General features: G+C 33.7%; 14 protein-coding genes and 1 pseudogene. All 15 read right to left on the reverse strand.

Annotation, left to right across the window (positions count from 1 at the left end; all coding sequences use genetic code 11):
- Positions 1–8 precede the first annotated feature (8 nt).
- A complete protein-coding gene (locus Q326_RS0104845) occupies positions 9–1121 on the reverse strand; it encodes a glycosyltransferase family 4 protein (RefSeq protein ID WP_026894342.1) in 1113 nt (370 codons plus the stop codon).
- Between the two features lie 23 nt (positions 1122–1144).
- Entirely contained in the window at positions 1145–2464 is a 1320-nt protein-coding gene (locus Q326_RS0104850) for a nucleotide sugar dehydrogenase (RefSeq protein ID WP_026894343.1), read from the reverse strand.
- A gap of 5 nt (positions 2465–2469) precedes the next feature.
- Entirely contained in the window at positions 2470–3579 is a 1110-nt protein-coding gene (locus tag Q326_RS0104855; protein WP_026894344.1) for a glycosyltransferase family 4 protein, read from the reverse strand.
- Positions 3576–4478, reverse strand: coding sequence for an SDR family oxidoreductase (locus Q326_RS18165; protein WP_084489535.1), 903 nt, complete (start codon positions 4476–4478; stop codon positions 3576–3578). Before Q326_RS18165 ends, Q326_RS0104855 begins: the two co-directional genes overlap by 4 nt.
- Positions 4479–4488: 10 nt before the next feature.
- Positions 4489–5112 carry a sugar transferase gene (locus Q326_RS0104865; protein ID WP_026894346.1) on the reverse strand — a complete coding sequence of 208 codons (624 nt, stop codon included), beginning with the start codon at positions 5110–5112 and terminating at the stop codon, positions 4489–4491.
- 345 nt (positions 5113–5457) lie between these two features.
- On the reverse strand, positions 5458–5817 hold the full coding sequence (locus tag Q326_RS19045) for a type II secretion system protein (protein ID WP_051531158.1): 360 nt from the start codon (positions 5815–5817) through the stop codon (positions 5458–5460).
- Between the two features lie 22 nt (positions 5818–5839).
- Entirely contained in the window at positions 5840–6049 is a 210-nt protein-coding gene (locus tag Q326_RS19180) for a hypothetical protein (protein ID WP_250160308.1), read from the reverse strand.
- A gap of 98 nt (positions 6050–6147) precedes the next feature.
- A complete protein-coding gene (locus tag Q326_RS0104880) occupies positions 6148–6456 on the reverse strand; it encodes a nucleotidyltransferase domain-containing protein (protein ID WP_026894347.1) in 309 nt (102 codons plus the stop codon).
- Between the two features lie 2 nt (positions 6457–6458).
- Positions 6459–6860, reverse strand: a complete 402-nt coding sequence (locus Q326_RS0104885; RefSeq protein ID WP_026894348.1) for a nucleotidyltransferase substrate binding protein — start codon at positions 6858–6860, stop codon at positions 6459–6461.
- Between the two features lie 263 nt (positions 6861–7123).
- Positions 7124–7645 carry an antiterminator LoaP gene (gene loaP, locus Q326_RS0104890; RefSeq protein WP_026894349.1) on the reverse strand — a complete coding sequence of 174 codons (522 nt, stop codon included), beginning with the start codon at positions 7643–7645 and terminating at the stop codon, positions 7124–7126.
- Positions 7646–7735: 90 nt separating this feature from the next.
- The gene (locus tag Q326_RS0104895) at positions 7736–10627 is read right to left on the reverse strand and encodes an O-antigen ligase family protein (RefSeq protein WP_084489536.1); all 2892 of its coding nucleotides are present in this window, start codon (positions 10625–10627) and stop codon (positions 7736–7738) included.
- Positions 10628–10764: 137 nt separating this feature from the next.
- Positions 10765–11115 (reverse strand): four helix bundle protein, encoded by a 351-nt coding sequence (locus Q326_RS0104900; protein WP_026894351.1) that lies wholly within the window; start codon positions 11113–11115, stop codon positions 10765–10767.
- 210 nt (positions 11116–11325) lie between these two features.
- On the reverse strand, positions 11326–12630 hold the full coding sequence (locus Q326_RS0104905) for a GumC family protein (protein ID WP_026894352.1): 1305 nt from the start codon (positions 12628–12630) through the stop codon (positions 11326–11328).
- Between the two features lie 294 nt (positions 12631–12924).
- A complete protein-coding gene (locus tag Q326_RS16730; RefSeq protein ID WP_084489538.1) occupies positions 12925–14070 on the reverse strand; it encodes an alanine dehydrogenase in 1146 nt (381 codons plus the stop codon).
- Positions 14034–14282: pseudogene (locus Q326_RS18750) on the reverse strand (RNA-guided endonuclease TnpB family protein); the annotation flags it as partial. The pseudogene Q326_RS18750 and the gene Q326_RS16730, both read right to left, overlap by 37 nt.

The raw sequence follows: 14282 nt of genomic DNA on the forward strand, positions 1-14282 counted from the left end.
CTCCTTTCTCAATATTCCTTATAAATAGTCATATATTTCGTAGCAATTTTATCCCAGTTGAACTGATCAATTGAGTTAATACAATTGATTGACATCTTATTATAATTGTTAATAATATCTATGATTGCCGTTGCAATACTTTTAGGATCATTTGGATTTACACTTTTGCCTATATTATCTATCGGAAACAAGCCCTCAATAGCCTGCCCCTTTGAAAAAACTACAGGCGTTCCACAACTCATCGCCTCAATATAAACCAATCCAAATGTTTCATTATATGAGGGAACAACTAAAATATCATTTTCAAGATATATATTTTTCAGTATTTCTTTATTATTAACACTTCCTTTGAAGTGAACAAATTCAAAATCATACTTGCTTTCTAATTTTTCTTTTAGTGGCCCGTCCCCAACAATAATTAGATTACACTTCACTCCTTTGGCATTGAGTAATTTTGAAGTTTTAACAGTATTTTCCAAATTTTTATTTACATCAATTCTTCCTACAAAAAGCAACTTAATGACATTGTCATTTATTTCCTTTGACCTAGATTTTTGATTAAACCAAAACTCATCAATACCATTTGGTATTACTAGCGACTTTTTTTGTATTAGCTGCGCTATTTTTTTCGGCAATGTATTTGTAAGAACTTTTTCACGATAGGATTCAGAAATAAAAACCACCCTATATGCATTTAATAGTATATTATAAGCGTACGGCCTTAGGTGAATTCCCTTCTTATAGTATTGATTTATATCTGTATTCCTAACAGCAACGATATACGGAATGTTAAACCTCTTAAATATCTCATAAGCGATAGCGCCATCACTAAACAAACTGTGAGCATGTAATAAAGAAAAGCCACTCAAATCAAATTTTGAAATGACACTTTTAGTCATTTTTCTAATTTTAGTGAAATAAAGTATTTTATCAATTTTATTAATCACTTTCTCCGAAATAACATCATAGACATATTTCTCTGAGTTTATCTCAAAAGCATCTGTATAAGTATGTTGGGGAGCGTATACTTCAAAATCCGATCCCTTTTCATAAAGTGCTTTAAAGAGCTTATCATAAACTTTACTATAGCTAAATCCGCATGCAATATGCAAAATTTTCATACTAACACTCCCGTTTAGGACATCTACAGTCTCCAATAACTATAGCCCCTTTTTACAATTTCAGTCTTATCTAAAATGCTCTTTACATCGATTAGAATTTTTTCATTATTATCAAATTTTCCATATAAACTATCTATATCATTCCAACTAATCTGTTTAAAAGTATCGTGTGCCACTGCTAACACAAGACAATCGGCATCTTTCACCTCATTAATATTTACTAATTCAATGCCATATTCATGTTTAGCTTCAGCAGCATCAGCCTCTGGATCCACAACAATCGGCTCAATACCATAATCTCTAAGACTATCAATGATATCTACTACTTTTGAGTTTCTAGTATCTGGAGTGTTTTCTTTAAATGTTACTCCTAGAATCACAACTTTGGCTTGCCTTACAACTTTATTTGCCAATATGAGCTTCTTAATTATCGCATCTGCAACAAATTTCCCCATACCATCATTGATTTTTCTACCTGATAAAATAATTTGGCTGTGGTATCCCAACTTCTCTGCTTCATAAACAAAGTAGTAAGGGTCTACCCCGATACAATGACCTCCAACAAGTCCAGGAGTAAATCCAAGAGCATTCCATTTTGTGTTCATAGCTTCTACGACTTCCTTTGTGTCAATACCCATACGATCAAATACCATGGCGAGTTCATTCATAAACGCAATATTTATGTCACGTTGACTATTTTCAACCACTTTGGCTGCCTCAGCTACTTTAATAGATCCTGCTCTATGAACACCAACTTCAATAACCAACTCATAAACTTTAGCAATTTCATCTAAACTTTCTTCATCCATTCCAGAGACTATCTTTATAATATTCTCGAGTCTATGTACTTTATCCCCTGGGTTAATACGCTCCGGTGAATAGCCTATTTTAAAATCTACTCCGCATTTTAAACCTGATTCTTTCTCTAATATCGGAATGCAAATGTCTTCAGTTACTCCTGGGTATACTGTTGATTCATAAACAACAATAGAGTCCCTAGTCAAATTACGACCGACAATTCTACTTGCGCCTTCCACTGGTGAAAGATCTGGAGTCTTATCTGAATTTATTGGTGTTGGAACCGCAACAATATGAAACTTAGCTTCTCTCAATTTAGTTTCATCATATGTGAAGTCTACAGTAGTTTTTTTGATATCAGCATCTCCAACTTCGTTGGTAGGATCAATTCCTGATTTATATAGTTCTATTTTCTGTTTGTTAAGATCAAAACCTATAACATCAACTTTTTTAGCAAAAGCAACAGCTATAGGCATCCCTACATAACCAAGACCCACAACTGCAATTTTTTCTTCCTTTTTCACAATCTTTTCATATAAGTTCATTTTGATTACTCCTTCATCTCTATAATATTATTGATTTCATTTATATAAGAATTTATGACAATATTTCTATCGAACTCATTTTCTGCTTTTTCTCTACTGTATTTACCCATACGCAACTTTTCCTCATTAGAAAGATTAATAAACTTATCAAGGCTCTTTTCTAAAGATATGCTATCTGCAACCTTACACAAATATCCATTTTTACCGTCCTCAACATTTTCTTTACATCCGTATGTATTACAAGTAATAAGAGGCCTGCCAATAGCTGCACCTTCTTGCAATACAGTACCTCTTCCCTCACCATATGAAGGCAGTACTATACATGTTGAGTTTGACATTATCTCTGGAACATCATCTCTCTTTCCTAAATAATGAATTATGTCGTCCTTTTCATATTGTTCTAACAACTCAACATACTTTTCTTCATCTACAAATCCTACGACTTCAAACTTTACATTTTTATATTTATTCTTTATTTGTTTTGCAGCAGTCAAATATTCTTCGATTCCTTTATCTCTTAAAATTCGCCCAACAAAAGTAAACGTAATATTGTCTTTGATATCAAGTTGATGATACTTGAACTTTTCCAAATTTACGCCAGAGCCTGGAACGATTTTCGTGTTTTGTTCTGAATTGATTATGTTCATATCTTCATAGAATGTCTTATTGTCATTATTTAAAAAGAAAACCACCTTTGCATTCTTAAAAGCAATTTTGTTCAACCGTACAGCTATTCTTTTTTGCCACATATCTTGGATATAGACGGAACCTAACCCCGTTACAGTATGAATAGCCTTTGTTTTTGATAACCTTGCTGCCAGCCCTCCATACGTATTTGGTTTAATAGTATAAGTTAGTACAACGTCAGGCTTAACTGCCTTTATAATTTTATAATATTGAAATAACAGTTTAAAATCATTTAATGGGTTAGTTTTTCTTCTCTCCAAAGGAGTGTCAATAATCTCACAGCCCATATTAGAAAAATAATCAACTTCACTGCTATAAGGCAACGCTAGGGTAACATGATAACCCAACTCTAACAGTCTTTTTACAAGTTCACGCCTAAATGCGTATATTGTTATAAAATGATTTGCTAATATAAGTACTTTCTTCATTTTCTCCCACTCTTCTCCAAATACTGTTCTGACTCTAACTGGATACCTTTCTTAAAGCTCATCGGCTTATAATCAAAATCATTCTTTGCTTCTTCATGAGGATAACTTCTGTCCTCAGCCATTCTTTGAACTTTCTCTACATAATTAACTTTTCCTAAAGAAAAAATCTTAGCTACTCTTGCTAAAAACACTCCAAATCCTAAAGGAACATTAACAAAGGTTGTTTTCTTATTGAGGTTATCGCTTATCATCTTAAAAACTTCTATCATCTGTAGAGGCTTTTCACCTGATAAGTCATATGCTTTTCCAGCTGTCTTTTCAGGAGATGTCAACACAGTGTAGAATGCCTTTCCTAAATCCCTTGCATTTACTGGCTGTATTAAACTTCTCCCACCGTTAATAACCGGCATGACTCTAAATTTATCTATCATCTTAATGAACTTACTCATATTGCTGTCACAAAGATCGCCATAAATCATCGTTGGTCTAAGAATCGTGACTTTTGTAGGACAGTTTGGATCTGCAGTCATTTCTGTGACTTTCTTCTCCACATTCTTATATCCTTGAGAAGCATATTTGAAATTAGAATATATTCCTGTTGTATGTACTAAGATTGCTCTCTTCACATTGTTCTCGATCGCTGCTTCTACAATCATCGGAGAATGATGTATGTTATAGATGTGCATGATATTATCCACACCCTTCATAACTTTTCTTATGAACTGTTTATCATTGAGATCTCCATAAACCTTCTCAATATTTAATCCGCTGTTATCTAACATTGAAGTGTCAGATGTTTCCCTAACGATGCAGCGGATTGGTCCTTCATATTTATGGTCAATAAGTTCCTGTAAGAAATATCTTCCTGTATGTCCTGTAATCCCTGTCACTAATAACATCTGCTCACCCCTAATGTTTCGCTGACTCTTTATCAGCTTTTTTCGTACCAGTCCCACCTTCAACAACCCCATCACTTCTAAGAACACTAAATATCGTCCCAAAGAAGCACCTGACATCCATCAGAAGGCCAATTTTCTCTACATACTCTCCATCAAGTCTAGCCTTCACATCAATTTCAAGTTCATCCCTACCATTTATCTGCGCCCACCCTGTAAGCCCAACAGGCACGTCATTTGCACCGTACTTATCTCTTTCCTTAATCAAATCATACTGATTCCAAAGAGCTGGTCTAGGACCGATAATGCTCATCTCACCCTTAAAGATATTGATGATTTGTGGCAACTCGTCTAGAGAAGTCTTACGTAGAAACTTTCCTACCTTTGTAATCCACTGATCTGGATTCTCCAACAAATGTGTTGGCATGTCCTTCGGCGTATCAATCCTCATTGTTCTAAACTTCAGTATATGAAAATGACTCTTATGGATCCCAACTCTCTTCTGTTTAAAGAGAACAGGTCCAGGGGAGTCAAGCTTGATTGCTATAATGAGTAATAAAAAAACAGGAGATAATATGATAAGTCCTATGCCAGAAAGTATGATATCTATTAATCTCTTGATTTTTAAGTAAACCATGTTAGTTCCTCCTGCTCTATGTAAATGTATATTAGTGGTGTGTAGAACACCTGATTTTTTCAATCTATATATTGTATGTGGTGCTTGATTCAGCACTATATCTTGCATAATTCTGTGCTTTGATTGGATGCCTAGACGTGTAATGCTTCTGTAATATTAGTACATTTCCCAGTTATGCTAAAACCCTTGATATTACTGCCTTACAGCCTATTTATCCTTTCAGCATACTCACGTCGCACATGCTTATGCTAAAAGGTAAATAGATGCAGTATATTGTATTCGAACACTCATTCTCCGCAATATATGCACTTTTTCTTTTAAAGTCATCCTTACAGCATATTGTTCTCAAATCCAAGGAACTTCCTCCTTAGGAGAACCTTCTTCAGGTGACTCTTCTTCATCTACATGGACATTGCATTTGACTTTCCCATCTTTATAGGTAATAACACCACCAGACGGGCATATCTCATCAAAATTATCTATAAGAAATTGATTAAAGATACTATCCGAATGATCCATATCATTCTCAATTAGATATGCAGAGTACATTCTTTCTACAGTTTTCCGATTAGCAGCACATACACTTTCTTCAGCCTTGTTTCTGAATCCCGCTAATCTAGGAATAGCTACTACAGCAAGAATTCCCATAATTGCAATCACAACAACCAGTTCTACTAAAGTAAAACCTTCAGATTTTTTATCCATTGTTTTCACCTAGACAATTGAATTAATCTTTTTCTGTAATTTCCACAAGCTTATCAAAATCACTTTTCAATAATCGATCTTGAACAATTCGATATTTCTCGAATTCACTTTCTGCATGTGCTTTAGTAATTTCAGCGGTAACTTCTCTGTTTACCTGACGTGGACATTCAGTTTGAACTATTTGGAATTTCCTAATAGTTGTTTCCTCTTCTTCACTCCCACCACGATGCACGATACACACTACACTTTACTTTCCCATCTTCATATGTGATTGCACCACTATTCGGACATATATCATGAAAATTTTTAACAAAAATTGGTTAAACGTTTCTACCAATTTCTTTTATAAATCGACTTCCCTACACTGTCAATGTGTTTTTTTAACTCTTCATTTGAAATATCTTTATAAACTACTACATCAAAAAAATATGGCAATGGATATTCTTCATTTAAGTCGTCACTTATTCTTCTTAGTATCTTTCTATCTATATTTTCTCCTACTATGGCTAGATCAACATCAGAGCCTTTTTTATAATTTCCCATGGCTCTACTACCAAATAGAACGACTTCTTCAATCTCTGAATACTTATCAATAGCTTCTAAAATAAACTTTAAATCTCTATCAAGCAATCCATACATTCCTATATCTCCTTAACTAACTTATCATACAGTTTTTTAAGCTCTGGAAAATACACTTTTATAATATCATTTACCATTTTCTTCGCCATATCTTCATCATAGGTATGAACTGTTAAGTTTCTATCTGAAAGAGCGTCAATCCAAATGTGCCCATCGTCAATTAAATCAATTTGATATGCCTGTTTGATTGTTTCTCTTGGACTCTTCACACTAATCTCTTGAGCTTCAAGATAATCCTTCATCAACTTCCAAGAAAGTTCAAAAGAAATTTCAAAGAACTGAATAATACCTGCTCTCTCGAGTTCTGTTTCAATAGGTTGGTTAATATATTGATTCAATAGCTTATAAGATTTTTCAAAATTGATAAACCTTTGTTTCCATCTGATATCCTTCAACCGATCCATTTAAAGACTCCTTTCAATCTGTATGATTTGTTATCACTTTTATTTATCCTCTCGTACCATCTTTGCAATTAACATGAACTAAGAACCAAATCAACATCTTGCATAACAAACTAAATTATTGACAACTCTATATGCTACATATTTTAACTCATCTTCACCACTTGAGGTATAGCTTCGCCCATTCACATAACCTTCATCATGCTACAAAGCTTTTGCTATGACCTCTCCTGCTTTTATTGGGGCCGAAACACCCAATATACACATCAGATTTTGTCTACAAAATCAATTCCTAGTTGTACAATTCTTGAATCACCTAAAAAATCTATTTTAACCTTAGCTCGTCCTTTTCTAGCATCTATACTTTGTATATAACCTTCTAGCCCAACTAATGGTCCATTAATAACTCTAACTTCTTCATTTTCTTTATATAATTTAGATATGCCTATATTTCCATCATCATTGGTTATAAGGATATTCAAAACTTTTAGTTCTTTTTCTTCTATTCTTAATGGTCCATCTCTATCTTTTAAAAGTTTTGTTAGTATGGGAATCTCTTTTATTTTATAATATTTTTCTACATCAATATCCCCTTTTATCAATACATATCCAGGGAATAGCTTTCTCTTAACTTTGTGCCATTTTCCTGATTTTCTTTCTCTAAGCTCTCTTTTTGGAACTATACACTTAATCTGATTTCCAAAGGTGTTTTCAAGAGCTTTTTTTACTTTCTCTTCTTGACCAGTAAATACAAATATGGCATGCCAACAATTTTCAGTAACCCACATATGTTAAACCCACCCTTTGCATATCAGTAATTACGGCTATTATTATATAAAAAATCTCCCTTTTTTTCAATATGCCACGCTGACATTTATTTACTTCCTAAACACAACTACCTCTTCTAAGTCTATATATCCATCATCATCGCCATTGTGCTGGAATCTTAGGTATTGGGTGCCTGGGGTTATGTCTGGGTCTGTTTGGAAATCTACTTCGTACTGTTGCCATTCATCTGTTAAATCTATATTTTTTAGTGCTGCTTGAGCTTTATTTTCTGCTTCGTTGTCGTATACATAGAAATTAAATGTGTTTTTCTTTGTATTTCCTCTAGCCTTAAATATTAATTTATACTCTGTATTGGGTTCTAATTTTAGTCCATAAGGATAGACTCTGCCATATTTTTCACCATCATTTGTTATTCTAATATACCCAGCTTTTACTTCATACTGTGCATTTCCACCTTTAGGACTCCAATTTCTTAACATATCTATCCTACCATCATCGTTCATATCTATATCAAAGTAATATGCAAAGTCTAAACTATATCCCTCTGGTAGTTTATATTCTTGATCTGTTAAGTTTTCATAATTAAACTGTATATATCCTATCTTGTATAATAGATCCTCATTGTAATCCAATGGTCTCATAGCTGTTTTATTTGCCTTGTTTATCTGTTCCTTTACTTCATATGCCTTGGATATTATCTCTTTTGCCTTTTCTACGTCTTTATTTATATAGTAATTAAATACTGCCAAATACGCATCAGATTTCTGTACATAATTCCTTATTTCCATAGGTTGTAGTCTTATCGATTCATCTATTAGTCTTAGCCCCTCTTCTATATCCCCTGTACCTAGACTATAAGATGCTGCCATTGCATGGTATTGGGGATTGTATTTGCCTAATTCCAATCCTTTTTTCATCATTTCTTTTGACTTATCTAAATATTGGTTATCCTTTTCATTTTTGTATTTGACCATATAATGGTTTGCCAAGTCTATCTTGAACTCTGGTTTGAATGGATGGAATTTAGATGCCTTTTCAAAATTGGCTATGGCAGCATCTATATTGTTTTGTCCACTGGCCAATACTGCCTTGTTTCCATAGTTATTTCCTATTGTAAATAATGTGGTTCCAAATATACCTAATACCAATAATTTTGCAAAGAATACTCTAGGTATCTTTGTTCTTTTGAAGTTAATCTGAACACTATTTTGTGCCAATATTCCCATCAATGCCCATAATATAAATGTAAGGGCAGATAGGGATAGGTCAAAGTCCATGAATGCATGGATTAGTATAGATACTATCGCTATCAATATACTGCCTTGAACTATTTTATCACTATCTGTATCATTATCTCTATATTTCTTCAATGTAAAATATGCTATGGTGAGTATAAATGCTACAAATAGGATTAGTCCTATTATACCCACCTCTATCCACATCTGTAGATAATAGTTATGGGCTTGGCTAGTATAGTATCCATAGGATTGATATATCTGATACAGTGTATGCCAGCCTCCTCCACCAGTGCCAAATATGAAATTGTCCTTTATTATCTTAAATGCATCATCATAGAATGCCAACCTTCCTTGGGCACTGTTCTCTTTTAAAGTTATGCTATCTATTCTAGATACTATGCTTTCTGGTATATATTTATAACTAAGTGGTATATTTGCTATTAATTTATCTTCTTTGTCAAATATATTGGCACTATTATATGTTATGGATGTACCTGTATAGTAGTTATCAAAATATACTCTCACCCCTTCGGTACTATCATTGGTTGCAAAGGGTATATCTATATTTGTATTGTCAAACTCTGTTATATTTGTAGATTGAAGTCTTTCTATATCTCCTTGTTCATCTACGCTATATATCCTCACTCTACCTGCATAGGGTTTCTCTTCTTCTGCATCTGCATTGTAATTTACTTTTAGGATATATTCTTGATTTTGTTCTACTTTTCCTATATTTCTAGACAACGATGTCCATTTGTCTTCTCCTGTATTGTTTGCCATATGCAGTGGTTCTACTGCCTTTATGGCATATACTAATATACCAGTAGATACTACTAATATAGCTACTAATACTGTTATTATATTCTTTATGGATATGTCTCTAAATTTATCTTCTATATGTGCTAATCCATATGTTATTATACCTGCTAGTATGAATGATGCTATAAATATCATCCATGTGGTAGATGCACTACCTTCTAATTTTTGAGCAAATATGAAGGATAATGGTACTGCCAATGCTGTGTTTATAAGCATATATATGAATGTCTCCAGTTTTCTGTTATTGGGTACTATAGCTATAAATAGTACAACTATTATGGGAAATAATAGCCACATACCTCTAGAGTATGTAAGTATAAATGTAAATAGATATATATTGGCTGCTATTGCGTATAATGGCTTTATTCTCTTATCCTTTTCTGCCAATAGGTATCCCATGGCCAATATAAATAGTGCTGCTAAGTATGATGCCAATGTGTTTGGGTATTGAAATGTAGAATTTATCCTGTTCCCTACATAGGCTCCATTATAGCTTATGCTACCTATGGCTGCCCCTATGCCTACTATGGATACCCCTATGCCACTTAATAATATGATATTTATAAGCCATTTTCGTTTATTATCGGTATCTGCCAAATCTCTAGCCAATATAAATATCACGAAATAATTTAAGTATTTTAGCGCCTCTTCTATGGCTAATCCTGTATTTACCCCATAAAGTATAGAGAGTGCATAAATCACAACAACACCTATTGCAAATATATCTGTAGGTGTTTTGATAAGTTTATATTCTCTATCATTAAATCGTGAACCCACCCATATAAGTGCCAATACAAAGGATATTATATGAGTAGGAAATAATTCCTCCTGAAAAAAAAGTCCACGAAAAAATGGGGCGATTGATAGGATTGTTAGTAAAATGATGTATGTTGTTTTTTTGAGTAATGAATCATTTCTTTGCATTTAGTTTATCACTCCAATCGTCGTAGTTCTTGGTTCTTGGTTCTTAGGTCTTAGCTCTTAGGTCTTGGTTCTTAGGTCTTGGTTGATAGTCCGTAGTTCGTAGTCCATTGTTGAAATCCTTAGGATTTCTTATTTTACTACAGACTTTTTATTAATCCACTTAACATTTTGCCTATTTCTATAGATAAGTCCATTAATTCTTCATAATTTTGTTTACTTATGTAATTTAAGTCTTTAGATAATATCAAATGATATTTTGTTTCTTCTAATGATCCACGAGCAATATATAAAAAATGTTTGAACTCTTTATTATGATATCTTCCTCTACCTTCTACAATATTAGTAGGAACAGAGCTTGCTGATCTACATATCTGATTAGTTAATCTAAATTTTTCTTCTTCTGGAAATACTTTTGTGATTTTATATATCTTTAAAGTCAATTCATGGGCCTTTTGCCATACTTTAAGATCTTCAAATCCATTTTTCACAAAATCAACCTTTCCCATTATAACCTATGCTTTAAATCGTAATCCATAGTAGAAATCCAAAAGATTTCTACTATATGCTACGAACTACTAACTACTAGCTACGAACTAAGAGCTAACAGCTACTTACTACTAACTACTAGCTACGAACTACTAACTACTAGCTACGAACTAAGAGCTAACAGCTACTTACTACTAACTACTAGCTACGAACTACTTACTACCAGCTACGGACTCTCCTGTTCTTTCCCAGTATTCTTTGAAGAAGGCTATGAAGGTTCCTAGCATTAGGCCTAGGACTGTTGCTATTGCTAGGTTTAGCATTTTTTTGGGACCTGTTGGGTATTGTGGTGCTACGGCTCCTCCTACTATTAGTATGCTTGATTCTCCTATTTCTGAGGATTCTGCTATTCTAGTTTCTTCATATTTATTTAGAAATGCCTCGTATGTGCCCTGGGCTAAACTTACCTTTCTTTGAACCAATTTATCTTGATGTGTTTTTTCTGCTAATTCTACCTGTAATGTCTCCATTTCTTTTTGTGCCTTATTTATACTATCTTTTATATTATTTATTTCATTGGTCAACCCTGATATGATAACCTTAGTCTCTGCTATATCATTTTTTAATTTAAGATATAATGGATTTATTTCCTCTTCTTCCATCAATATATTGGATGTCTCTTCTAATTTTAATCCACTTTGGGATGCCGATTGGCTAAGTAATGGATCTGATGCCAAGGACTTATTGGTTACCAATTTTTCTGGTGTCTCCTGTAATTCCTCTGTAGCCGTTGCCAATGCAGATTTTTGCTTGTTTAACTCTATTTGCTTTTCTACCAACTGTGTCTTGTATTTTGTAAGCATCTCTAGCTTAGACGTAGTTTCTGCTTCAAGCTCGTCCACTCCTCTAGGTTGGGCTAGGAACTGTTTTAATTCCAATAGTGCATCATCTAGTTTTTGTTTTTCTACTTCCAACTGGTTCTCTATAAATCGGGAAGATTTAGATGCCTTATCCTTTGCCATATCTGATATGAATATTGTAAAGTTCTTTGCTACTGTATTAGCTATATCTGCTGCCAATTTAGGATTATTATTAGTCACCTTTACTGCAATTAGATTTGTATCCTTTATATTTTCTAGTTCTATGCTATTTCTCAAACTTCTTATGGTAAATACTTCTTTATCTAGTCCCAATTGGTCTATGGTCTTTTGAAGTATCTTGGCATTTTTTATCTGTTCTTTATATGTCTGTATAGTCATGACTGGATATGTGGATATAGAGTCCAATATACCCTCTACATCTTCGCTATCATTTTGAGCATTAGTCAATCTATCGGTTGCCATGGATGCCATCAATGTAGCCTTCGCTTCATACGTTGGCTCCAATATATAGAAACTCACCACCCCAGCTAATGCTACACATATGGCTGTTATTATGGCTATAATCTTCCAACCATTCAATAATGCCTCTATTATTTCCCTAAGGGATATTTCTTCGTAATCGGGCTGATAATTCATTTGTTGTTGCTCCATTTATAGTCCTCACTTTCATAATATGTTTTACTATATATTATCATATATATTGCTTTTATTAAATTATATATTATTGGAATTTTCTATGTTGTCCAAACTATATTTTATCTTAAAATATACTACGGGACAAGGAATTTGTGGTTACAAAATTGTTACGATTGGATTTGTCTTGGTTCTTAGTTCTTGGTTCTTAGCTCTTAGGATATAAAAAAGTTAGTAGTTCAATGATGAAATCTATAGGATTTCCACCATCAACTACTAACTACTAGCTTTTACCTACTAATTAATTCCTAAAACCTTTTCTGGTGTTGTATATGGTCGGGTTTGTTTTTTGCCTGTTTCTTCTAGGGTTAATTCTCCATACCATGAGGTTAGTCCCCTTCTTAGGTATTTGTTTTCTATTAATGCTTTTTTTACGCCTTTATCTGCTATCTCTAATGCAAAGGGTAATGTGATATTGCACAAGGAATAGGTTGATGTCTTAGGGAATGCTGCTGGAATATTGTCTACTACATAGTGGGTTATACCTTCTTCTTCATATACTGGATTATCGTGGCTTGTTGATCTTGATGTCTCTATGGCCCCATTGTCATCACAGGACACATCTACTATCAATGATTTGGGTTTCATTAATTTCAACATTTCCCTCGTTACTAGATGATCTGTTCTCCATTTGGGCCATAATATACAATTAATCAATACATCTGTTCTTTTGAGACATTCCATCAAGTTTTGTTCATCAGAATACAATAACTCTACATTTGGAGGCAATATATGTTTTGCATGTTCTAAGCTATCCACATTTAAGTCTAAAATAGTAACCTTATTCCCAAAGGCCACTGCAAGTTCTGCAGCTCCAAGTCCTGCATTTCCTGCCCCTATTATTGTAATCTCTGGTGTTTTTACACCATGAACCCTAGACAACATCAATCCATTTCCTTTGTTTATACTCTGACAGAAATGAAGGGCTGCTATAAATCCTCCTTTTCCTGCAATTTCACTCATAGGTTTCAGCAGTGGAAATCCTCCCTCTTTATCATAGACATCTTCATATGCTATACCTACTGATTTACTCTCTAGTAATACATCGGTCTGCTCTCTATGGGCATTTGAATGTATGTAAGTAAATATTATCAGTCCTTCTCTTAAATATTTATATTCTTGTGGTAATATCTCTTTTACCTTATATATCATCTCTGCATTATTGTATATTTCTTCTGCTGTATCTACTATTTTGGCTCCTTGGGATTTATACTCTTCATCTGAAAATCCACTGCCCATACCTGCACTTTTCTCAACTAGGACAGTATGCCCCTTCTTTGTGAACTTACCACCGAGACAAGCAACGGTGGCTTCTTTGTAAGAAGTTTGGTATTTAACTTTCGACCTTAGCAGGCAACCCTTATTCTTAACGGGCGAGAACACTTGCCCTTATCCCTCATAGTTTCAACTAACTTGGGAATACATTTTTCTTCTTTTCTTAATATGTTTAGACTACCATTCACGTCCGAATTTACCAATCCAAAACTTGACTTAAATAGTCCTCTTACTACTCTACGAGATTTATCATATGTCTTTTTAGTTATCGGCTCTAAGTCAAAGGCACTGCAACCACTTGTATAGCTTTCTTCCTTGAA

The organism is Clostridiisalibacter paucivorans DSM 22131 (assembly GCF_000620125.1).
Taxonomy (GTDB): Bacteria; Bacillota; Clostridia; order Tissierellales; family Clostridiisalibacteraceae; genus Clostridiisalibacter; species Clostridiisalibacter paucivorans.